Here is a 22,961-nt window from a genome sequence, read left to right as displayed (position 1 = left end):
CTAGTTGCCCAGCGTCGTCAGATCCGGGTAGTTCGAGACCTCCCAGCCGCCGTCGACTACCAGACTGGTTCCGGTGATGTACGAGGCGTCGTCACTGGCGAGATAGAGGCAGGGGCCGGCAATCTCGTCGGGAGTTGCTGCTCGGGACATGGGGATTCGGCTGAGAAACATGTCGCGGGCGGGTTCGTAGTTCATGACCGGCGCGACCAGTGGCGTGTCGACCAGGCCGGGTAGAACGGCATTGACCCGGATCCCCGACGCAGCCAGTTCGATCGCGGCATTCTTGCTGAACATCTCGACTCCGGCTTTGCCTGTCGCGTATGCGCTCCCGTAGGGGCTCGGCACGTGCGCGTTCAATGAGGACACGTTGACTATCGCACCACCGCGACCGTGCTCTCGGATATGCCGCGCTTCATGTTTGGTGCAGAGGAAGACGCCCTTCTGCACCAGGTCGATGGTGAAGTCCCAGTCGGCCTCGTCGAGGTCGACGATCTGCCCCACCCTCGACGCACCGGCAACGTTGAAAGCCAGATCGATACCGCCGAATTCCGCCGCCGCCGCGGCAAGGGCCTCGGCAACATCGGACTCCTTGGTGACGTCAGTGGGAACGGCGAGGAAAGCCCCGCCCTGCTGGGAGGCTATCTCTTTCAAACCCTCTGCAGCGATGTCGATTCCAGCTACCTGTGCGCCTTCGTCGATAAGCCTTAGTGCGATGGCTGCACCGATACCTGATGCTGCTCCAGTGACGACTGCTGTTTTCCCGGCAAATCTGGACGTGTTAATGGGCACCTGCTTTCAAGAACTTTCCGGTTCGGCGGTTGCCGAGAACGGGTGCTGCTTCTCCGTCGCCGAAGACGTACTCGCCGCCGACGAACACTGCGGTGACGGTCTGGTCGTTGCGATTGACCATGCGGGAGAGGTTGTCGTACTCCACAACCGGGCTTTCCGCATAAGTGTCGAGCGAATCGTCGAGATGAGCGGGATCGATCACAACCAGGTCGGCGCGATCACCTAATCGAAGGTGCCCGGCATCGACGTCGTACCACTCGGCGAGTTCACCGGTGAGACGATGCACCGCTGCCTCGACGGTCATGAACGGACGGCCGACCTTTTGGGCATCGTAGACACGTCGTAGTAGGCGTAAGCCGAAGTTGTAGAACGCCATGTTGCGCAAATGCGCTCCGGCGTCGGAGAACCCGAGTTGGACGCCATTGTCCTGGGCGAACTTGTCCAGAACCTCCGGCCGGTGGTTCGAGATGGTTGTGCGCCAACGCACTTTCGTGCCGTGTTCGAGGACCAGATCCAGGAACGCATCGACAGGGTGGAGGCCGCCACGTTCGACGCCGACCTGCCCGAAGCTCTTGCCGACCAGGGATTCGTCGGGGCAGGACACGATCTCGGCGTCGAAGAAATCGCGATGCCAAACTTTGACACCGAACTTCTGGTCGTAGTCCTTGCGGAATTGTCGACGGTAGTCCTCGCTCTGCATGAGGACGTTGCGTTCCATCTCGTCGGTCAGATGCAGTGCTGCAGCGCCGGATCCGAACTCCTCGAAGACAACCAGGTCGATGCCGTCGGCATATACCTCGAAGGGAACTGGCAGGTGCTGCCAGCGCAGGTCGCCGCCGAGTCGATTGACCAAGTGTGCCAATGGGCCGAGTATCACCACGGCCAACTTGTTGGACTTGATGTCGGCGGCCGAAAGCATGCTCGTCTTGAGTCGCTTACGCCAGATGCCCGCGCTGGAGAACGCCATCGCTCCGGTACTCATCGGGTTGGAGAGGTCAGGTCCGGCCTGAAATACCCGTCCCCGACGGCGCAGGATCGCATTGAGTCGGCGTCGTTCTTTCGTGGTTGCATACGTCGACGGCAGCGTGCGTGAGCGGCAGGTCTCGCCGTCGAGTTTGTCGAACAACAATTGCTGACTGGACATCCCGACGAATCCTGCGTCGAGAGCTTCGGCCAACTGTGCTTCCATCGACGCGAGTTCGGCGTCTGTGGGATGGACGTCCTTCCTGGTAGCACGATCCAGTCCCATCTCGGCGGCCCGCATATCGGAGTGTCCGATGAAGGCTGCAACGTTGGGACCTAGCGGAAGCGCCTCTAGTGCAGCAACATACTCGCTCGCAGAGTTCCAGGTCTTGGCACGGTTGAGTGCGTCGACGACGTGCTTACGCGGAATTGCCTCTACTCTGCCGAAGAGATCACCCGCGTCGGAGGGGCTGGCGTGAATGGTGGACAGGGAACACGATCCGACAAAGATCGACGTGACCCCGTGTCTGAGAGATTCGCTCAGTGCCGGGCCTTCGAGGATCTCGACGTCGTAGTGAGTGTGGATGTCCACGATGCCCGGGATCACCCACTTGCGCCTCGCGTCGATTACACGGGGACAGTCGGTTTCGTCGAGTGGATCGAGGGAGATGGCAGTAACCAACCCATCGCGGATACCCAGATTGCGGACAGCTGGTTTGGCCCCGGTGCCGTCGAACCACAGACCGTTGTTGATCACGGCGTCGTAGGTCATGAGAGAACCACCTTTGCACGTATCGTTTTTCCGGTTGCATTGCGGGGCAGAGGAGTTGTGCTCAGTTTCCACTTCACCGGCACCTTGAAGTAAGCCAGTCGTTCGGCGACGTAGTCGCGTAGTTCTTCTTCGTCGGCGGCTCCCTCACTCCGCAAAACGACGACGGCTGCAACTTCTTGGCCGAGGTCTGCCGAATCAATGCCGATCACAGCGCATTCGAGTACGGCGGGATGCTCGTCGATGGTCTGCTCGATTTCGAGGGGGTAGACGTTTTCGCCGCCGCGCAGGATCAGGTCGGACCGCCGGCCCGTCAGGCGGAGCCGGCCATCTTCGAACACTCCGAAGTCGCCGGTTCGGAGCCATCGATCAGGACCGATAGCGGCTGCAGTCGCGGTCTCGTCGTTCCAGTACCCCAACATCACATAGGCGCTGCGCGCACAGATCTCACCTTCCTCGCCGTCGGGGACTGCAACACCGAAGGGGTCGCGCACCTCCACGCTCACCCCGATGATCGGCCGGCCGAGAGTTCCGGGGAACGCGGCAAGTTCCGGTGGTGTGGCAACTGAAATGCCGGTGGAGGATTCGGTGAGCCCGTAGCTGTCGACCAAGGTGTGCTGCGCAAAAGGCAGGCGTGCGCGCAGGCGGTCCTGCAAGGCCGGAGATGACGGTGCAGACGCGAGTGCAAAAGCCCTCAGTGAGGTCAGGTCGTACTTCTCGAGACTGCCGCACTCGAGGAGACGGGTTGCCATGGTGGGTACGACCGCCCAGTTGGTGACCTTCTCGCGTTCGACGAGGGAAAGGACTTCGTCGACGTCGAAGGCGCCCTGATGGATGACCACCGCTCCGCCCGTCGCGAGTCGTGGGATCGCCAGGTTATGCAGGCTTGCAATGTGAAACAGCGGCGCGGTCAGCAGATACCGCAAGTCACTCGGTCGGCCGTCGCTGGGTTTGCCGGTGAACGCCGCAGCGAGGCGATCGCTGTAGCGGTGGTAGTCGATGACGGCCAACACGTTTCGGTGACTGTGAACAGCCCCCTTGGGGCGGCCGCTGGTTCCGCTCGTGTACAGGATGACGGCCGGATCGTCCTCGTTGACGGACGTGCGGGGCAGTGCAGAACCCGAATACTTCTCCATCAAGGTAGGTAGATCTTCTTCCATCGTGAGCACGGGAACATCGGTGTTCAGTTCGGAAAGAATCTGCGCGCGTTTGGCGTCGGCGATCACCACTGTGGGGGTGGTGTGATCGATGCCGTACGCCACCTCGCGGGCCACCCACCACGAGTTGAATCCGACGGCGATGGCACCGAGGGACTGAGCCGCCCAGAAGGTCATCACCCATTCCGGCGTATTGGCAGCAAGTATGCCGACCCGATCACCCTTGCGGACGCCGTACCGCTCGCGCAGCGCCGTCGCCAATGCTGCTACGGCCTCGCCGTGCTCGAGGTAGCTGAAGCGTCGGTCCTTGGTCACCAGATAGTCGCGTAATCCGTAGTCGAAGGATGCAGCGAGCACGTCGCCGAGTGCCTTGTCGCGGTTCTTCATGACGGGCATCGAACTGCCGAGTACATCCTCGACTTGCATCTCGAAAGGACCACCGGGGCCGGTCAGCCCGGCCATGACGGACGCGATGAATGCTTGTGTATCAGCGGAAGTAGTCACGTGAAGTGCCTTTCGAAGATTAGGGTACGAGCACTGCGCGTCCGGTGACCTTGCCGTGTTCGAGACGGTCGAGTGCGTCGCGGGCATCAGCGAGGTCGAAGCGGGCTACTTCTACCGTTACCAGACCGGCCTGTGCCAGGGCGATGGAATCGACGAGGTCGTTTCTGGTGCCGCCATAGGACTTCCGGATCGATGCGCCCCACGGCCAGCCCGGTCCGCCGGCAGCTTCGGCAGTGATTCCGGGGTTTCCGCCTCCGAGGCCCACCATTCGATACGCGCCGTTCGGCGCAACCGCTTGAACGGACATCTGTGCAGTTGCGTCGATACCGACGAAGTCGAAGATGACTTCTGCGCCTCTGGCCGATGTGAGGTCGAGGATGTGCTGCGCGGTGTCCGGTCCCGATTCGAGCGTGATGTCGGCGCCGCAACGTTTGGCGAGATCGAGTTGATCCTGTCCGACATCGACGGCGATGATGCGCACGGCACTGATTGCGCGAAGTATCTGTACTGCAACGTGACCGAGTCCGCCGACGCCGATCACGACGACGGTGGCACCGGGCTGGAGATGTTCGCGGGCACCGCGAATGGCGTGGTAGCTCGTCAGTGCCGCATCGGCGAGAGGTGCGGCCTGCAGGAAGTCGAGGTCTCCGATGGGTACGAATGAGCGAGCCGGGATCTTGACGTACTCGGCCATCCCGCCTTCGGGACCAAGCCCGGGGCAGGGCGGCATCGCGGTGCGTCCAGCGGCGAGGCACATATTCTCGTTGCCGCTCATGCATTCTCGGCACTGTCCACATGACCAACAGAGGTAGACGACGCCACGCTCTCCGACGGAACGGCCGTCGACGCCACTCCCGACGGCTTCGATCGTTCCGGCAATTTCGTGGCCGATAGTCAGCGGTTCTTCGCGCATCTTGTACGGAAAGTGCAGGAGATGGAGATCGGAGTGGCAGATTCCCGCTGCGCCCACCCGAATCAGTAGTTCCGACGGACCGATCTCCGGGACCGGCACGTCGTTGATTTCCAGGAGCCCGGGCCCCATGAGCTGGGCTGCCTTCATGAACTGACCTCGCTGACCTCGGAGTTGTATGCGGCGCTGAGATACGCGTTGCTGCGGTCGGATCCGATCAGACCCGGTGCCATCTTGTTCATGACGTAGGCGAAGGTCATCCGTCGGTCCAGATCGTTGACCAGCATCGAGCCGCCGATACCTGCCCACCAGCAGGCGCGTCCGTCGGGAATCAGTGGCGCGGTAACCGGATGTGGCAGTCCGTAGCCGATGCCGAACTTGAGTGGTGTCATGATCCCGAGATCGATACCGTCGGCTTGGATCTCGAAAATCAGGTCGATGGTGCTCTGCGAGAGCAGCTTCCGGCCGTCGAGCACACCACCGTTCGAGATCGCGGATTGGATCCTGGCGATAGAACGTGCATTGCCGTGGCCGTTGACTGCGCCGATCTCGGCTTCCCGCCAGGGTGCGGTGTTGACCTCGGGGTAGTCGAGCAGTGGGCAGGTCAGGGTCTTGATGAAGATGCTGTCCTGGTCGAGCGTGGACAGGTCGAATTCCATTGCGGGTGGCGGAACCATGGTGGCGATTCGACCGAAATGCTCTGCGGACGTGCCGATATGGAAGTCGGCTCCCAGTGGACCGGAAAGCTCTTCGGCAAAGAACCTGCCGAGAGTTCGCCCGTCGATGCGACGAATGACCTCACCGACGAGATGGCCGTAGTTGATCGCGTGATAGCCCGACGCCGTACCTGGAGTCCACCAAGGCTTCTGGGTAGCGAGGCGAGCGGTGGACGCCTCGAGGTCGTAGATGTCCTTCAGTTCGATCGGGCGCTCCCAACCGGACACCCCGGACGTGTGTGACAGCAGGTGGCGAACTTCGATGTCTTCCTTGCCGTTTGCCGCAAATTCGGGCCAGTAATGAGCAACTTTCTGGTACACGTCCAATTGGCCGCGTTCGACCAGCAGGAGCGCACACAGGGCCGTCATGGTCTTGGTGATGGAGAACGTGTTGACGATGGTGTCGCTGCCCCATGGAGTGGTACGGGATTCGTCGGCGTACCCGCCCCAGAGATCGACCACGGATTCTCCGTCGACGGTGATGGCAACGGAGCCGCCGAGTTCTTCACCGGATTCGAGTTGAGCCTCGAAGGCGGTGCGGACGGCGTCGAACTCGTTGTCGCAGTGACCGTTCACCAGACTCATGCGCGATCCGCCTTCTCGAGTTCGTGTGCTGCTGCACGCGCGGCAACAGGTAGCTTGTTTCCGGAGGCCGCAGCACGCTTGGTGCCCTTGGCGATTTCCTTGTTCATGTTGCGGACGTAGGGATCGAACTCGAGCTGAATCGTGTGGCGTGGTGACTTGTAATAGGGGGCGAGGAAGTACGCCTCGTCGGCTTTGGTGATCTCCTGCATCTCGTTCGCGGACGGCAGTTGGTATTTACCGGTGAGGTAGGCCGCGACGAGCTTGCTCTGCTGCTCGGCGAAGTTGACGAGCGTCGGCATGGGCTGCGCGAGTCCCATGAAGAAGAGGTTGTCGATTCCGGGCTTCATCATTCGTTTGAACAGTGGGAATCGGTTGTCCTTGTCCGGCAGCAGATTCGGATCACTGAAGAAGGGGAAGCTGATGTTGTAGCCGGTGGCGCAGATGACCACGTCGACGTCCTCGGCGGTGCCGTCCGCGAAGTGAACCTGCTTTCCGTCGAGTTTGGTGATGGCAGGCTTGAAGGTTATGTCGCCTGACCCGGCGCGTCCGAGGAACTCGCCGCTGGCCGACGGGTGGGCCTCGAAGGGGCGGTGGTCCGGCTTCGGCAGACCGTAGCCTTCCATCGTTCCCAGATTCTTGCCGAGGAATCGACGACTCAGGAACAGTCGTAGACCACGCGGCATCCAGGGCGGGGTGATCAGTTTGTCGCCGGGCACTCCGCCCAGATATTTCGGCAGTACCCAGACTCCACGGCGAGCCGACACGATGAGCTTGTCGGCGAGGTATCTCTGGCCCAGTTCGGAGGCAATATCCAAGCCGGAGTTGCCCATTCCGACCACGACTACCTTTTTTCCGCGCATGTCGACCGGGTCGAACGGGTCGTTGTAGCTGTGGCTGTGCATGAGGACCCCGTCGAACTCACCTGGGTAGTCCGGGATGTTGGGATCCCAATGATGTCCGTTGCAGACCATCAGGACGTCGTAGGTGCGAACTTCGCCGTCCGAGCGCGTGATGGTCCACAGTCCGTCTGCATCACGTTCTGCTGCAACAACACTGGTATTGAAGATGATCGACTCACGCAGTCCGAAGTGCTCGACGTAGTCCTTGAAGTACTGGAAGAGTTCGGAGTGGTGCGGGAAGTCGGGAAGGTCAGCGGAGACCGGGAAGTCCTCGAATGCCAAGCGCCACTTCGACGTGTCGATATGCAGGCTCTGGTAGCAGGCCGACATCCCGTTGGGATTCTTGTAGTACCAGTTTCCGCCGACCTCGTCGGACGCTTCGTAGCAGTCGAAGGGTATTCCGAATTCCTTCATTCGCTTGGCCGTCGTGATTCCGGTGGGCCCGGCGCCGATGATGCACACGCTCGGCAAGGGGGAGGGGCTCATTCGCCATCGCTTTCTGTTCTGTCTCGGGCGTGCGAGAAGAAGAATCGAATCCCGAGAAGTGACTTGAGTCATAGTGCGCCACTCGCTGACGTTGTGTCAATGAATGACGCAATGTTTTTTGGTGACGGCGAGTCGGTGATTTGCCAGGAGGTTGAAATGCGAGCAAGGTGGGCGACGTGAGCACGACTACGGACGGCCCGAAGAACAGGCGGGGAACACTTCGCGACGAGCAGAAACGCGCGACGCGGGCCAAACTCGTGGACGCCGCACGCACTCTGTTCGAGGAACGGGGATACGCGGCTGTCACGGTCGACGACATCGCCTCGGTCGTCGGATGCAGTCGAGCCACGTTCTACGTGCATTTCGCCAGCAAGGTGGAGATGCTCAAAACGATCGGCGCGGCCGGGATGGCGGCGAGTGCGTTCGCTTTCTACATCGATCTCGATCGGGTTCTCGACACGAACTCTCGCGTGGAATTCACGGCTTGGCTGGAGCGTGCCTTCGACTGGTTCGACGAGAACAAACGCCTGCTGCCGGCGTGGGACGAGGCCGTGGCACTCGAACCGGAGTTCCGCGAGACAGCGCGAGACGGTATGACCCAACTACCGAATGCCATGCCCAAGTACCTGGGCCGTTGGCCGGCGGAACAGCACGACGAGGCACGGTTGCGCGTCGAACTGCTCGTGAGTCAGTTGGAGCGATTCTTCACACGCTGGGCCGTGCAGGGGACAATCGATGTGACGCGGATTCAGGCCGCCGAAGTTCTGACCGACATCTGGTTCCCGGCTCTGTCTCCGGAATCGAAGGGCGTCGGCGAGCGGTAGAGGCTAGCTCGGATCGATCTCCACACTGATCGCGCCGGTGAGCAGTTCTCTGGCTCGTTCGATGGGGATCGAGCCGCTCAGCCAGCGTTCGCTCAGACCCTCGACCAGGGCGGTGAGTCGCTCGGCGGCGTCGGCCGGGCTTGCCTTGGGATCAGCGAGCCCGGCATCCTGCGCTTGGCGTATCAAGGATTCAACGTCGTCTGCCCACTCTTGCGTCGTGGTGCTTAGGGGTTCGCGCAGCTCGTCGGCGAAGACTGCGCTTGCCCGGAGTTCACCCCAGGCGATGCTGTTCTCCCGAATCTTCGGGGAATTCTGAAACTCCAGCAGGAGCATCTGCTCGAGCTGCGCACGAGGGTCTGTCTCCGTGAAGGCACTTTCGGTGTACAGCGCGGCGCGATCGTTGATGTGATCGAGGGCCCGGCGCAGCACACCTGCACGGTTCTGGAAGTGGTAGTAGATGAGTGCCGTCGACACTCCGGCCTCGGCAGCGAGCGTCTCCACCCTCAGCCCGCGTACGCCATGTTGGGCAATGACGCGGACTGCTGCTTCCAAGATTTGCGTTTGGCGGTTCGACACGAGTCCGAATTCTACGAGGGTGGTCGGGACAGGTTTCTAGTCCGCGGGTTCCTGCTGGGTGGTGCAGTGAATGCCGCCACCACCCGCGGCGATGGCGTCGATGTTGATCTGCACGACACGGCGGTCGGGGAAGAGGCGCTCCAATTCACTTCTGGCGGCCTGGTCGGCCTCGGGGTCACCGAACTCGGGTGCGATGACCGCCCCATTGCATACGTAGAAGTTGATATATCCGGCTGCGAAATCGTCCGATTCGAAGTCGGGCCTGATCGCGACCGGCGCCTCGAGGACCACCACTTCCAGCTTCCGTCCCTGTGCGTCGGTCGCGTTCTGGAGAATCTCGAGGTGACGTGCGGTCACGTCGTGGTCGAACGACTCCGGGTCTGTGTCGAGGCCTGCGACCACGACACCTGGGCGTGCGAAACGGGCGTAGAAGTCCGTGTGGCCGTCCGTGATGTCCTTGCCGGCGATTCCCGGTAGCCAGATGATCTTGTCGAGACCGAGCAGGGGGCCGAGTTCGGCTTCGACGTCCGACTTCGACCATCCCGGGTTGCGGTTGTTGTTGAGTACACAGCTTTCGGTGATGATGGCTGTGCCTTCGCCGTCGACCTCGATGCCGCCGCCTTCGAGGATCAGGTCGGTAGGCAATGATTCGACTCCCGCGCGGGCGGCAACGAAAGCTGCGACCTGGCCGTCCTGATCAAAATCCTGCTTCTCGCCCCAACCGTTGAAGTTGAAATCGATACCCGCTTTGGTCCCGTTGCCTTTCACGAATACGGGGCCGGTATCGCGCATCCAGAGGTCGTCGAGAGGCGCGGCGATCAGTTCGACCGATGGGCCGACGAGGGAGCGAGCCAAGTCCAGTTCCTCGGAACGAACAAGCATCGAGACGGGCTCGAACTGCGCGATGGTCTGCGCGATCGTCGCGAGGTTGCGCTGGACCTCGGGCAGGAGGGCTGCTCCCCAGATCGCTTCGCTGGCACCGAACGCCATCCAGGTGCGCTTGTGTGGATCACCCTCTTCCGGCATCACCCACTCGCGAAGATCGTCGTCTCCATTGCTCCCGCCCGAGGCTGAGTCGGAATCGCCGCAACCTGCCAAAAAGAGGCCACTGAGCGCAGCGGCGCCTGCCTGAATGAACCGACGTCTTTGCATTGCGGTGACTCCTTCTGCTCTTCGCGTGCTCGCTTGGTCTTCGAGGAATCTGTTCATCGCGCGCGAGCGGGGCAACATCCAGTTACTGTTCGATCGCACCAGATTTCTCCGGCGCCGACTTAGTTGCACAGAGAATAGCTCCTGACTGAAAATTTAGTCAAGAAAGTAGTGATCATGAACGACGACATTCGAGATACCCGCCAGCCGATGGTGACTTCGCTCGGCATCATCTTGGGGTTCTTGCTGAACTTTTTGGCTCAGTGGGCAATTCGCGACGACGGCAAAGCGCCGGTGGAAACCACGACGGACTGGGTCATCGTGGTCACCCTGTTCACCGCCGTCGCTCTGATGCTCATAGTTCTCTTCCGAACGTTGAGTAGCTCGTATGAAGTGGAGCAGGCTCGCGAGAGGTACCGCAGTATTCTGCGTCTCTACTTGTTTGCCATCTCGCTGGTTTTTGCCGGAATGGCTGCCGCACTGTTCGTGTAGTGGGGACTGTAGGAATTATCCGACGGAAGGTCACGAGTCGATGAGTCCTTCGACCGTTCCCCGCCATCCGCGGCGCTGGTAGTCCCGGGGCGACATGCCGTGGGCACCGATGAAGACCTTGGTGAATCCGGACGCGTGCGCGTAGCCGAGTCGACGGGCGGTCTCTCCGGCCGAGAAGCCCTCCTCGAGATAAGCGCGGGCGAGGGTCATCCGCAACTGACCGCGCCAGCGCGGGAAGCTCTGGCCGGTGGCCGCTACGAAGCGTTTGTGGAGCAGGCCCTCGTCGACGCCGAGTCGAGCGCTCCACTCCGGCAGCGTGCGCGAATCGGTGGGGTCCGCGCGGAGTGCGGTAAGGATCGTTTCGACAGGGTCGGTTCGGCCGCCGGGTGTCCGCGTCGCCGCGCTGTTTCGGATCAGCCTCGAGATCCTCGCTGGGTCATGGATCTCGGGGCGCAGAAGGGTGTAATTCGCAACGACCGTGTGCAACAGATACGCCTCCGCTTCGCGCGCGAAGTGCAGCACTCGTGGCGGCGGTGCAGTGACGGGAGAGTCGCCAGGCTGGGATCCGAGCGGAAGTAGAAGCGAACCCTCCGCGATCTCGACGCTGTTGCGTACTCCCGCGGGAAGCCACATCGCGTCGCCCCGCCTCAGATTCCAGGTTCGGTCGCCGAAAGTGACCCGGGCGGAGCCTCGGTAGATCCAGACGATGACGTGAAAGTTGTTGACCCTGGCCCACGTTCCGCTTGCGGGAATCGTCGGCGGTATCGGCGCCGAGCCTGAGTGGGCGCCTTCCTCGGACAAGAGTGCGACGCTCTGTGCCAAGGTCTCGTTCTCATGGATCGGCGCTGAGCCTTGGTTTGCACGTGTGTAGTCACTGGGTGTCACACCGGTGTGTTCACGGAAGGCACGGGTGAATCCCGCGGGCGTCGCGAATCCGACCTGCCCACCCGTCCATCCGATTTCGCGGCCGGAGTTCAGGTATGCGATTGCTGCCGCGATCCGGGCCGAGGTGCGCCAACGCGCGAAAGGCAACCCCGTCTCCTCCGTGAATCGGCGCTGCAGGGTGCGGACGCCGATCTTGAGTTGCCGGGCGAACTGGGAAAGCTCCGTGTCGTCGGCTGGCGTCCGTAGAAGCGTGCGAGCGATCTCGAGGGTCTCGGCCGAGCGTGGCAAATTCGGTGGGGCGTACGACACCGAAGCGTCGGCGTCGTTGGAATGGGCCCCCGCGACAAGCTCGAGTAGTCCGGCCCCCACAGTCGCCCCACCGCGCAGAAATCCCAAGTTGTGCGCGAACTGGTGGACGAGCCAGTCCTGCCAGGCTGCCGGGATCTCGAAATCGATGATCCGGTTCAACGTGGGCGGCAGGTCGGCAGCGGGCATCGGAATGGGAAACGCGACCGCTCCCGGGTCGACTCGGATGCTGTAGGCGATTCCCGCGGGCACCCAGGTTGCCGCCCCAGCGGTCACGCTGCGGGTGCGGTCGCCGATCTGTAGTTCCGCGTGTCCGGTGTGTACCCAGAAGAGCAGTGGCTCACGTGCATTCGCGATCAAGGAGAGTCGGGACGCGGGGATCTCGGGGACTTCGCCCGCGGAGAACACCAACCGTGGTCCCACGTATGCCCTCCCGATTCAGATGCTTTCTCACGCAGCCACCGATGAGTGTAAGAAGTCGGCACGCACGGATAACCGTAACCGATTAGGGCAGGCTAGCTTTATTCAATGGCCCTCCCGCCGTGATCGAGCGTGGGTCGAACCCCCCCGTCTGTGCGCTTCCGAGGAGTCTTTCCGTGCCCCGAAACACCCGTCCGACAACGGCGTACTCAGTCACCTTGCGTGAACTCGAGGTACGTCGGGTGACAGACGTGACGCCGGGCATGCGGAGAGTGACGCTCACCGGAGCGCAGCTCGAGACCTTCACAAACGCCGACGGCTTTGCCGAGCCCGCCTTCGTCAGCACCGGCTTCGACGACGACCTCCGATTGTTGTTCGCCTATCCTGGCGAAACCGATCCGGTCTTGCCGGTGATAGTCGACGGCACTGTGACTTTCGCAGCGGGACGCCGTCCACTTGCCCGCGCGTACACCGTGCGCCGTTACGATCCGCGAACAAGGGAACTCGACGTCGATTTCGTCGTTCACGGCGTTGGAGTTGCTACCACCTGGGCGCGCGACGCCGGCCCGGGCGACCGAATGCACATCGCGGGTCCCTCTGTATCGCAGGGACTCCCGGAAGATTGCGAGTATCTGCTCGTCGTCGGTGATGAGACGGCGCTACCTGCGATCGCACGTCTGCTCGAGGAATTGCCTGCCGATGCCAGGGGGCATGTGTTCGTCGAAATTGCGGACTCGGCTCACATTCAATCGGTGCGCGAGTTGCCCGGGGTGAGTGTCACGTGGTTGCCACGCGAAGGGGCGGAGCCCGGCACTACTTCTTTGTTGCTCGACGCGGTCAGTGCTGCCGAATGGCCTGACGGACGCGTATTCGCTTGGCTTGCAGGCGAACAGGCGACGATTCGCTCGCTTCGGCGTCATTTGATTCGTGATCGGGGGATTGCGAAGACCGACATCGATTTCACCGGCTACTGGAAACGCAGCGACACAGTGCGCACAGATTCCTGACCCGGCTCCATCGCTCGGTAAGACCGAAGCGCTCGATAACACCGAAAGGCAGTAATGACAGTCCTGCGCACCAGACGATCACGGATCATCGGACTGATCGGGGCCGCGCTCGCCGCAGCGCTCCTTGTGTCCGGGTGCTCGGCCTCGGCCGAAGACTCGAAAACGGCGTCCACTCCCGGTTCGGAGGGGAACGCCCTTCCCGCTGCGGAAGGAACGACTACTTACCCGCTGACCCTGGAATCGCCATACGGTACAAGTATTCTCGAGAAGCGACCGGAGCGGATCGCCGCAATCGTGCCCAATGCCGTCGACACGGAAATGCTCCTCGCGCTCGGCGTCAAACCCGTCCTCTCCTCGTCGATGGTCAAGGAGTCGGCTTCCCAGTCGTACTTGCTGCCTTACGGCGCAGAGGATCTCGACACCTTCGAGTTCGCGATGGGCGGCACACTTCCCGTCGAAGCGATCGCCGCGAGCGAACCTGACCTCATCGTCGCCGTCGGCTGGGCCGACGGCCTGGGTGGTTTGTCGATGGGCGATTACTACGAACGTTTGTCCTCCATCGCACCGGTGGTGACGAGCCCCGACACGAAGTCGCGGATGCTCGTGCCGTGGAAGGAATCGATCCGCGTACTCGGCGAGACACTCGACCTCTCGAAGGCAGCCGAAAAGATCGTGGCGGACCATGATCGGTATTTTGCGAAGGTGCGTCAGGAGAACCCTGAACTCACTGGCCTGACCGCAACCTGGGCGATCTTCTACGGAACCGGCAATGGGCTGCAGTACCTTTCAGCGCCCGATTCGGCTCCGGCAACTTTCTTGGGCGAGCTCGGTTTTGCCGAGAACCCGCGTGCACAGGAGTTCGTCACCCAAAGCACTGTCGGCGAGGAACTTCTCGAGAACATCGATGCGGACTTCCTGCTGATCGGCCGCAGTGCCGCCGGCAGCGAGGAGGATTTCGACAAGCTGACCGGCGGGAAGCTCTTCCAAGCGCTGGGAGCGGTGTCCTCCGGTCGTTGGGTCGCTCTGCCTCCTCGCACCGCCGACGGTGGCGACGTTCTGTGGGCAATCACGAGCGGTGGCCCGATCGGAACGATGTGGGCGGCTGAACATATCGTGCCGCTCATCAGCGCGAAGCTGTAGGCGTACAACTGGAGAACGGATAGCACTCACCCGTCGCCACACGATTGTGTGGCGACGGGTCGTTCGTACAGCAGGTGTCCCGGGTTTGAGGGTTGACTATGGGACGTAGAAGGTTGCGAAACCCGGGGTGACAGGTCCGGCGGCAGGCAATATGGCGACGGCAACTTGCCCGGCTCCAGTCTGCAGGGTTGCCTCTCCCGGGGTTCCTTGGTTGTCGCCAGAAAGCCGACCGGTGCCGGAGGCTCCTGTCGAGAGGTTCATCCAGCGCACTTCGGTCGAAAGCATGCAACCCCACCGCTCGTCTTTGGCGCCGGTGATCGTCACCGTGCCAGGTTGTTCGCCGACTACCGCCACACAGTGGACAGGGGGTGCGTCGAAGCTGCCGTTTGGGTTCCCGAACGGCGCCGGGTTGATTTGGAACGGAACGGTGACCGCCGCGGAGGCAACGGCTGCGGGCGCGAGAACCGAAACGGCCACTATGGATACGCAGGCGGATAATCGGCGTACGAGATTCGTCACGGTAACCTCCGGTAATCGAAGACGGTGTGGTGCCCATGCTCTACCCGGAGCGCAATTACCGCAAGGGGATCCAGTTTTCGAGCCGGCGGCGGTTCGTGAATCGCTGAGTGCGTGACCGTTTGTAGAATCGTTGTCCTGCAACGCGTATCGGTGTACGAAGCCTGTATTGGGCGGTGAATAGCCCAATCGTGCTGGGCTCCACCGAAAGTACTAACTTTCCAGCCATCGGCCAGCCGGCTTGCGGTGTAGCTCGACAAAGCTGGTGTTGTTTGTAAGGCGGGCTGAACGATTTCTCAGCGAAGGCAATGGATCTGGATGATGGGCTCGTTCCGCTCGAGGTGCACTCCCGCAGCTGTTCTCGCATCTTTCGTCGTTTCACGCTGGCGTGAGGGGTCTGCGGCGTGGGCAGCCAAGCCGCGTTTGGGGGTCGAGCCTCGAACTGTCGAATGATTGCGACAGCAGTGGATTTCGTTGGATAGAAGTGCGGAGACCAATCCTGTGTCGGTAGCTGCGGGTCTCGAAATCAAGTTTCACCTACCAAACAAATGCTTGATCGCTAGAGTGTGTGCGACATCGAAAGCCCGACAAAGCTCGATTTCGAAGGAGTTCGTATGGTTGCACCTCAGGCTTATGTCGTCGATGCGCTCCGCACTCCGGTGGGTAAACGGCACGGCTCGCTCGCAGGAGAGCACCCAGCGGACATGGGGGCCCACGTGATCACATCGATTCTCGACCGCACTCGACTGGACCCGATGGCCGTCGACGATGTGATCTTCGGTTGTGTCGACGCTATCGGGCCGCAATCGGGCAACATTGCCCGCACCGCCTGGCTTTCAGCAGGCCTACCCTTGGACATCCCAGGAACGACAGTCGACAGACAATGCGGATCTTCACAGCAAGCCGTCCACTTCGCAGCGCAAGCGGTCATGAGCGGGACCCAAGATGTGGTGCTTGTCGGCGGTGTGCAGAACATGTCCGCGATTCCTATCTCGGCGGCGATGCGTGCCGGCAACGAGTACGGATTCGACACGCCCTTCAGTAGGTCCCGGGGGTGGGCAGCACGATTCGGCGAGGCCGAAATCTCACAGTTCGTCGGCGCCGACCTGATTGCCAAGAAATGGGGTATCAGCCGTGAAGACATGGAGGAATGGGCACTGCAATCGCATCAGCGTGCCCGTGCTGCCATCACAGACGGCCGATTCGAGCGTGAGACAGTGTCATTGGGCCAATGCGTCGTTGACGAATGCCCACGAGAGACATCCATGGAGCAGATGGCTGCACTGCCCGCATTGAGGGATGGCTCGTTGCTGACGGCTGCTGTGGCTTCGCAGATCTGTGACGGCGCATCAGCGGCCCTGATCGTCTCCGAGAAGGCGCTCGAGGTTCATGGATTGAAGCCACGAGCGCGCATTCATCATATGAGCGTGCGCGGCGACGATCCGATGCTGCAGCTCTCGGCGCCGATACCCGCGACGAAGTATGCACTGGCGAAATCCGGCATGGCGATCGGCCAGATGGATACCGTAGAAATGAACGAGGCATTCGCTTCGGTAGTTCTGAGCTGGTTGATCGAGACGGGTGCAGATCCCTCCCGGGTCAATCCCAACGGTGGTGGAATCGCATTGGGCCACCCCCTTGGGGCCACTGGCACCAAGTTGTTCGCCACGATGTTGCACGAGTTGGACCGCATTGATGGACGGTACGGACTCCAAACCATGTGTGAGGGTGGCGGGACCGCGAACGTCACCATCATCGAGCGGCTGAGCTGAAATCGCCGACTGCGGTCATCACCTGGGTGCGACGGGACCGGCAATGTATCCACGCGTGTAAGACAAGCGATGTCAGAGGGTGATCGTGCGGGTGGGCTCCCAGATGGCGGGGTCGCGGTGGGTGACGACGAAGACGGTGGCCGCCAATTCCCGCACGGCGCCGGCGATACGGCGCTCGGTGGCCTCGTCGAGGGCCGAGGTGGCTTCGTCGAGAACCAGGACGGGAGCGTCTTTGAGGAAGGCGCGAGCGATCGCCACCCGCTGACGTTCGCCGCCGGAGAGAGCGGCACCCTGGTGTCCGATGTCCTGATGAATGCCGAGCGTCGAGCGGTCGAGAACGGCGCCGAGGGCAGCGCGCCTGGCGGCGTCCTCGATCTCGGTTTCGGTGGCACCAGGTCTTCCAAGTCCGATGTTCTCCCCGAGGGTGCCCGAGAACACGAGTGGGTCCTGCGGCACGTAGCCGATGTGTGCCGCCAGATCGTCGTAGGGCAAGTCACGCAGTGAAACTCCGCCCAGAGTGACGCTGCCTTGGTCCGGATCATCGAAGCGCATGAGCAGCCCGAGAAGTGTGCTCTTCCCCGTACCCGAGCGTCCTGCGACGAGAACTCGCTCACCCGCGGGGATCTCCGCGGTGATGCCACGCAGAACTGGAGCGTGATCTACCCCGGCGACCTCGATGTCCGTTCCAACAGGGCGCGCGGCGTCCTGGGGTGGGGGCTCAGGCAGTGCGGGAGCCGAAGTCGCGGCGCGGTAGTCGCGAACCGTTGCGCGCAGCTCGTTGACTCCGATTCCGGCCAGAGCGAGTTCGTCGAGCGGCGCAGCGGCGCGGGCGGTGAGGATGACAAGCGCGAGAGCGGCTGCGGGATCGTCGAATCCGGTGGCGGCGAGGAAAATCACTGCACCTGCCAGCGGCACAATGGTGGCGATCGCCGAGATGAATGTCGCTGGTGCCGCGGCGAGATTTGTCCGTGCAAGCGCGGCTTCCTGATTCCGCCAGCTTCGCTCGATTCGTTCGACGGAACGTGTGGGACCGGCTGCTGTACGCAGTAATTCGAGGTGGTCGGTGAGCTCGAGTGTCGACTGAGTTGCTGCGAGCTCGGCTTCGTGTCGGCGCTCGTCCGCTCGGCTGAGCGCACGATGGGCCAGCGTCTGAGCGACGAGCGACACGGCGAGCAGTCCACCGACGAGCAGCATGACGCCTGGCCCCGCGACGACCGCGATCCCAGGAAGCAGGAGCAGCGGGATCAGCGGTGCAACCAGGAAGGTCTGAAGTTGGTGCGCGGGAACACTCATCAGCGACGGGATTCCGCGCCCGGCGACGGTGGCGAGCAGTGCCCGGTTGTCGTCGGTGAACCAGGACAGCTTCGCGCGGGCGAAGGCGTCACCGAGCGCATAGTAGAGATCGCCGACGAGTCGAGCCCCGGTGAAGTAACCACCCCGCGAGACCAGGACGGTCACGAAGAGAGCGATTGCGGCCGTGGCCAGGACGAGAACCGGCGACCGGTGATCAGCGATCGAGAGCGCGAGGGTGGTGTACGCGATCGCTTCGAGGACGGCAACGGACACCCAGCCGAGTCCGATGGTGATCAAGCGTCGTCGGGCTGCATTGGCGCTGTCCATTATTCGGCTCCAGTCAGGGCTGCATTGTGCGAGGCAGCCTCGTTCACGTTTCGACCGCCGAGGTCGAGTCGATCGTCGGCATCGTCTGCAAGAGCGGGGTCGTGGGTGACGATCACGACCGTCTTTCCTTCGTCGTGCGCGAGGTGCCGCAATTCTTTCAGCAGTTCTGCCGCTGTCCGATCGTCGAGTGCACTGGTCGGCTCGTCGAGCAGCAGTACTGCTGCGGGCGAGAGGAACACCCGAGCAATCCCGACTCGCTGACGTTCTCCGCCGGAGAGTGAAGCTGCGTGGGCGTCGAGGCTGACGTCGATCTGTGCCCGGCGTAGTGCGGCGGTGTATTCCGCGTCCGTTGCATCGGGGGCGGCCAGCGCGATGTTCTCGCGCACCGTGGCAGGTAACACGTCTGCGCCCTGGGGTGTGAGCAGAACGGACTGTGGCCGCAGGTTCTCGTCGATCGCGGTGATGCTACGACCTGCGTAGCGGACGGTACCCAGTTCCGGGATCTCGAAGCCGGCCAATGCTTTCAGGAGCGTCGACTTGCCCGCTCCACTCGGTCCCGTGATCGCAGTGATCGCGGCTGGGCGGAATGCATGCGTGACGCCGTCGACGACTCTGCGGTCCGTGATCGTGACAGTCAGGTCGACGATCTCCAGGTGGTCGGAGGGACTCGCCGCCGGAACGGTGAGTGCTTCACCGGCAGGGAGAGTGGGTTCGTTCAGGGCAGTGGCGAGCCGGACCGCAGCAGAGCGTCCAGCCGCGACGTAGTCGAGGCCGTGCCCGAGCCGCAGGGCCGGTGTCACGATTGCGAGGCTGAAGAGAATGGTGGCGGCCAACGTCGTTGCATCCCAGTGAAATCCGACGGCATAGGCGATCGCGAACGTCGCTGTCGCCTGCATGAGGGCAACGGCGACGGCCGCAGGGGTAGCCACGAGTCGAACGCGCTCCTGCATTCCCCGGGTGAACCGTGCTGTCGATTCTGCATAGTCGGCGGCAGCGCCGGTCTGCGCGCCGTAGATCCGGCAGACGCGGATGCCGCGGGCATAGTCGTCCACGGCAGTCACGATGTCGCCCATGACATCTGCACTTTCGGCGCTGTGCCGAGCGGCCATTCGGGGGATCACGACCAGGTAGAACAGAGCTGCCACGATGCCGGGAGCCAGAGCGAGAAGCGCCACGGGGCCGGCTGAGGCAACCAACGCCGCGATCGTGACCGCGGGGACCACGATGAGTGTGGCGAACTCGGCCGGTAGGTGCGCAGTCATATGGTGCAGCGCCGAGATGTCGTCCGAAACGAGCCTCCTCAGCGCGTCTCCGCTGTAGCGGGACAGCGTGCTTGCCGGTAGGCGAACGAGGTGGGCTGCGAGCTGGCGTCGAAGCCTGGCCTCGAAGAGTGACTCGGCGTGATGCGAGAGCCACGACGACGTGGCCGCGAGCGTTACCCCGGTGAGCCACAGCCCACATGCCCACCCGGCCCAGCTCATCGACGGTTCACCGATGAGCTGCACGACGCTCCAGAGCGCGCCGAGCATCGCGACACCCGACGCCGCCGCCGAGACCACCCCGGCTGCCAATGCAGGCAGCGCCGGGCGCAAGGCCGGGACCAGCGACGGTTCGACGAGAGGGCGGGGCATGGATAACTCCTTGAATCAGCGTCAGGATGCAGGCACGACAAGTGACCGAAACCCAAGGCTAGGCTTCGGCCATCCTGTTTGGTTATCGCGGTACGCCGATTTCTTACACTCGCACAGCATCTGTCGGTGTCAGGATGCGGCCGAGATGGAACTCATGACGTCTTCCCACACGCCCATGACTGCGGGTTCGGTTGGACCCGTTTGGGTGAAGACTGCCACGCATTTGCGGCGGAAGTCGTACATCTCGATCGAGCTGGTCAGGCCGTGAACGCCGTGGGTGCGGGTCAGCCAGCACTCCGAGACACCATTCAGGTCGATCATCGTCCGGCAGGTGTCGGACGCCAAAGTCAGCGTCCCCCCGAACATGGCTGCGGCGTCGAGGTCACCACGGTGGATCTGCAGGCATCCGTTCCCGGCGACGACGGTCGTGACGGGCAGTTGGTGGTAGGACAGGTGCTCCATCCCGGCAGCCATGAGGTGAGGATCGACTCGCCGGTAACCGAGGGCGCCCAGAGCGACCAGGCCGCTACGACGTTCGCTGCCGTCGTCCGCGAGGATGAAGTCGAGCTGTGTCAGCTGATCGGCCTGGGCCCAGAATGCGGGCGTATTCGATGTCTGGATGGGAGGGCTTGTTTCCCTCGCAGTGCTCGGCGCAGTTCGCATCGCTTCGAAGGCGAGACGATCCGAGGCCGGGGTCAAATACGTGGTGTGTGAACTTGATCCGTGGATGTCGAACATGCGGAGCGTCGGCGGTAGGTGCTGCTCTGCTTCAGTGGTCACCACCGAGCCGAGGGAGGCAACGTTCAAACGCAGAGAGACGAGCCCGGGCGCGCAGACCAACGGATCGCCGGGAAATGTCGGAACGGAGTACTTGCCCGAGTCGTTGACAGCCACCGGGCCTGCGACGGTGATTGCTACGGCGTCGTCCAAGAGCGGCAACATTTCGCCGACTACGTCAGGTGCGGTGTCGATCCGTCCACCACGGAACCCCGGACGCGCAAGCAGTGCGTCCAGGTCCGACATGCGTGCCAAAGCTGCGCAACGGCATTCGCCACGGTGCGGGCACATCTCAGTAGACATCCCTTAGGTACCGCTTCGATCGTTTGAGGTTGTTGACGTAATCCTCGGCGGCATCCGCATCCAATCCGCCGTGCTCCGCGACCACCTCGTGCAACGCGTCGTCGACGTCCTTCGCCATCCGCGTGGCGTCGCCGCAGACGTACACGTGCGCACCGTTTTCGAGCCAGTCGAACAACTCCCGGCCCTGCTCGCGCATGCGAGTCTGAACGTAGATCTTCTCGGACTGATCGCGCGAGAAGGCCAGATCGAGACGAGTCAGGACACCGTCACGGGTCAGCCCGTTCAACTCGTCCTCGTAGATGAAGTCGCTCGACTGATGCTGATCGCCGAAGAACAGCCAATTCTGCCCCGACGCGTTGCGCGCGCGACGCTCGTGCAGGAAAGCGCGGAAGGGTGCGATGCCGGTTCCGGGGCCGATCATCACGACGGGAACAGCGTCATCGGCGGGTAGGCGGAACGAATTGTTCTTGGAGACAAAAACTCCGACCCGATCTCCCTCGCCGACGCGGTCCGCCAGGTACGTCGAGCAGACACCGCCGCGGTCCCGCTCGCCCGAGCGGTAGCGCACACTCGCTACCGTCAGATGCACGGTGCCGTCGTGGGCCAGCGGGCTGGAGGAGATCGAATAGACCCGATGTTGCAGCGGGCGAAGAAGTGCAAGCAGATCTTCGTGATTCAATCGAATGCTGTTGTCCAACTGCAGGAGATCGAGAACGTCCTTGCCCCACAGCCACGCATCGAGCGCTTCCCGATCTTCCGTGTCGAGAATGTGCTGCAGTTCGGCGTCGCCGCTGCGTCGGGCGATGTCTTCGATCAAATCGCGCGAGGGAATCGAGATCTCGTAGTCGCTGGTCAACACCTGGTCCAACGGTGCGGACGAGCCGTCTTTCGCGGTAACCACGTAATCGCCGCTGACACCGAGCTGATGGATGATCGCCTCGACGAGGGCGGGGTCGTTGATCGGGCGGATGCCCAATCCATCTCCGGCCTCGTAGTCCAGACCGTCCTCGCCGAGCGCAAAGGTGAAGTGGCGGACTTCCTTGGCTGAGTCCTCGCCGGACAACAGCCGGTTGGCGAGAACGGTTGCAGGATAGGGGTTCTTGCGAGTCCACTGGGACTTGATCTTCGTCTGAGCGGGCGCAACCGGCGAGGCAGCGGCCCCCGCATCACCGTCGACACCGGCCACCGCAGCGACGGCCCGAACGATCCACTCGGCCGCAGCATCCTCGTAGTCGACGTCGCAATCGGTGCGGTCGACAACCCGGGTCCCACCGAGCGCATCGAAGCGGGCGTCGATGTTCTTTCCCGACTGGCAGTACCCGTCGTAGCTGGTGTCACCGAGTGCGAGCACGCCGAAGTAGAGACCCTCGAGCCGGGGCGCACTCTCGGATTCGACTGCATCCCAGAACAACTGCGCGTTGTCGGGCATCTCGCCCTCGCCGTAGGTGGAGGTGATGACGAGCACCCGGCGCATGGCGGAAAGTGCATTGATATCCACGGTGTCCAGACTCGCGACAAGTGGATCGAGACCGTGGGCACGAGCAGCTGCGGCCGCGTCTTCAGCCACGGACTCCGCGTTGCCGGTCTGACTTCCGTAAAGGATGTGCACGGCTGCGCCGGCAGCTCTCTCCACTGTCGCTGTTGCAATACCGGTTTGACCGGACATGACAGTTCGCGAGTGTAGACCGGCCAGGAATCCGGAAAGCCACGCGCGCTGGTCGCCGTTGAACGGTGCGTATTCGGGGATGTACGGGATTTCCATTTT

19 protein-coding genes are annotated in these 22,961 nt (G+C 62.5%); 5 read left to right on the top strand and 14 right to left on the bottom strand.

The genetic code is table 11. The annotated features are described in order from the left end of the window. Genes RWT78_RS02835 through RWT78_RS02810 form a run of 6 tightly spaced genes read right to left on the bottom strand, consistent with a single transcriptional unit; the run spans position 1 to position 7,778 of the window. Entirely contained in the window at positions 1-789 is a 789-nt protein-coding gene (locus RWT78_RS02835; RefSeq protein WP_054188276.1) for an SDR family NAD(P)-dependent oxidoreductase, read from the bottom strand. Beyond that, the gene (locus tag RWT78_RS02830; protein WP_314673703.1) at positions 779-2,524 is read right to left on the bottom strand and encodes an amidohydrolase family protein; all 1,746 of its coding nucleotides are present in this window, start codon (positions 2,522-2,524) and stop codon (positions 779-781) included. The genes RWT78_RS02835 and RWT78_RS02830 overlap by 11 nt, the downstream gene beginning before the upstream one ends. Continuing rightward, a complete protein-coding gene (locus RWT78_RS02825) occupies positions 2,521-4,182 on the bottom strand; it encodes a class I adenylate-forming enzyme family protein (RefSeq protein ID WP_314673701.1) in 1,662 nt (553 codons plus the stop codon). The genes RWT78_RS02830 and RWT78_RS02825 overlap by 4 nt, the downstream gene beginning before the upstream one ends. A gap of 19 nt (positions 4,183-4,201) precedes the next feature. After that, complete coding sequence (locus tag RWT78_RS02820; RefSeq protein WP_003942918.1) at positions 4,202-5,242, bottom strand: NAD(P)-dependent alcohol dehydrogenase; 1,041 nt, start codon at positions 5,240-5,242, stop codon at positions 4,202-4,204. After that, positions 5,239-6,393, bottom strand: coding sequence for a serine hydrolase domain-containing protein (locus RWT78_RS02815; RefSeq protein ID WP_314673697.1), 1,155 nt, complete (start codon positions 6,391-6,393; stop codon positions 5,239-5,241). The genes RWT78_RS02820 and RWT78_RS02815 overlap by 4 nt, the downstream gene beginning before the upstream one ends. Next, a complete protein-coding gene (locus RWT78_RS02810; RefSeq protein ID WP_175280130.1) occupies positions 6,390-7,778 on the bottom strand; it encodes an NAD(P)/FAD-dependent oxidoreductase in 1,389 nt (462 codons plus the stop codon). Before RWT78_RS02810 ends, RWT78_RS02815 begins: the two co-directional genes overlap by 4 nt. 167 nt (positions 7,779-7,945) lie before the next feature. Here RWT78_RS02810 and RWT78_RS02805 point away from each other — a divergent pair, with 167 nt between their 5' ends. Further along, positions 7,946-8,602 carry a TetR/AcrR family transcriptional regulator gene (locus tag RWT78_RS02805; protein WP_003943145.1) on the top strand — a complete coding sequence of 219 codons (657 nt, stop codon included), beginning with the start codon at positions 7,946-7,948 and terminating at the stop codon, positions 8,600-8,602. A 3-nt stretch (positions 8,603-8,605) separates the two neighbouring features. Here RWT78_RS02805 and RWT78_RS02800 read toward each other — a convergent pair whose 3' ends face one another. Together RWT78_RS02800 and RWT78_RS02795 are read right to left on the bottom strand one after the other, a co-directional pair. Then, the gene (locus RWT78_RS02800) at positions 8,606-9,178 is read right to left on the bottom strand and encodes a TetR/AcrR family transcriptional regulator (RefSeq protein WP_054825073.1); all 573 of its coding nucleotides are present in this window, start codon (positions 9,176-9,178) and stop codon (positions 8,606-8,608) included. A gap of 36 nt (positions 9,179-9,214) precedes the next feature. Then, positions 9,215-10,330 carry an agmatine/peptidylarginine deiminase gene (locus RWT78_RS02795; RefSeq protein ID WP_037130621.1) on the bottom strand — a complete coding sequence of 372 codons (1,116 nt, stop codon included), beginning with the start codon at positions 10,328-10,330 and terminating at the stop codon, positions 9,215-9,217. Between the two features lie 174 nt (positions 10,331-10,504). On the opposite strand from RWT78_RS02795, the gene RWT78_RS02790 reads away from it, so the two are divergent. After that, positions 10,505-10,819 (top strand): hypothetical protein, encoded by a 315-nt coding sequence (locus RWT78_RS02790; protein WP_037130624.1) that lies wholly within the window; start codon positions 10,505-10,507, stop codon positions 10,817-10,819. A gap of 30 nt (positions 10,820-10,849) precedes the next feature. On the opposite strand, the gene RWT78_RS02785 is transcribed toward RWT78_RS02790, so the two are convergent. Continuing rightward, positions 10,850-12,433 (bottom strand): AraC family transcriptional regulator, encoded by a 1,584-nt coding sequence (locus RWT78_RS02785; RefSeq protein ID WP_007730296.1) that lies wholly within the window; start codon positions 12,431-12,433, stop codon positions 10,850-10,852. Positions 12,434-12,606: 173 nt separating this feature from the next. Here RWT78_RS02785 and RWT78_RS02780 point away from each other — a divergent pair, with 173 nt between their 5' ends. After that, complete coding sequence (locus tag RWT78_RS02780) at positions 12,607-13,437, top strand: siderophore-interacting protein (protein ID WP_314673688.1); 831 nt, start codon at positions 12,607-12,609, stop codon at positions 13,435-13,437. A 54-nt stretch (positions 13,438-13,491) separates the two neighbouring features. Beyond that, positions 13,492-14,577: an ABC transporter substrate-binding protein gene (locus RWT78_RS02775; protein ID WP_314673686.1), complete on the top strand. Its 1,086-nt coding sequence runs from the start codon at positions 13,492-13,494 to the stop codon at positions 14,575-14,577. A gap of 96 nt (positions 14,578-14,673) precedes the next feature. Here RWT78_RS02775 and RWT78_RS02770 read toward each other — a convergent pair whose 3' ends face one another. Then, positions 14,674-15,054 (bottom strand): hypothetical protein, encoded by a 381-nt coding sequence (locus RWT78_RS02770; protein ID WP_314673733.1) that lies wholly within the window; start codon positions 15,052-15,054, stop codon positions 14,674-14,676. 653 nt (positions 15,055-15,707) lie between these two features. On the opposite strand from RWT78_RS02770, the gene RWT78_RS02765 reads away from it, so the two are divergent. Further along, entirely contained in the window at positions 15,708-16,865 is a 1,158-nt protein-coding gene (locus tag RWT78_RS02765) for an acetyl-CoA C-acetyltransferase (protein WP_037130514.1), read from the top strand. A 72-nt stretch (positions 16,866-16,937) separates the two neighbouring features. Here the strand turns inward: RWT78_RS02765 and RWT78_RS02760 are convergent, their stop codons facing one another. From RWT78_RS02760 to RWT78_RS02745, 4 genes are all read right to left on the bottom strand, one after another. Next, positions 16,938-18,485: an ABC transporter ATP-binding protein gene (locus RWT78_RS02760; protein WP_314673682.1), complete on the bottom strand. Its 1,548-nt coding sequence runs from the start codon at positions 18,483-18,485 to the stop codon at positions 16,938-16,940. After that, complete coding sequence (locus tag RWT78_RS02755) at positions 18,485-20,116, bottom strand: ABC transporter ATP-binding protein (RefSeq protein ID WP_314673681.1); 1,632 nt, start codon at positions 20,114-20,116, stop codon at positions 18,485-18,487. Before RWT78_RS02755 ends, RWT78_RS02760 begins: the two co-directional genes overlap by 1 nt. Positions 20,117-20,245: 129 nt before the next feature. Further along, a complete protein-coding gene (locus RWT78_RS02750) occupies positions 20,246-21,139 on the bottom strand; it encodes a hypothetical protein (RefSeq protein ID WP_003943234.1) in 894 nt (297 codons plus the stop codon). Between the two features lie 46 nt (positions 21,140-21,185). After that, a complete protein-coding gene (locus tag RWT78_RS02745) occupies positions 21,186-22,958 on the bottom strand; it encodes a sulfite reductase subunit alpha (RefSeq protein ID WP_314673678.1) in 1,773 nt (590 codons plus the stop codon). Positions 22,959-22,961: the final 3 nt, after the last annotated feature.

Origin of the sequence: uncultured Rhodococcus sp. (assembly GCF_963525155.1) — a bacterium.
Taxonomy (GTDB): Bacteria; Actinomycetota; Actinomycetes; order Mycobacteriales; family Mycobacteriaceae; genus Rhodococcus_F; species Rhodococcus_F qingshengii.
This window is presented reverse-complemented; position numbering and strand designations above follow the sequence as displayed.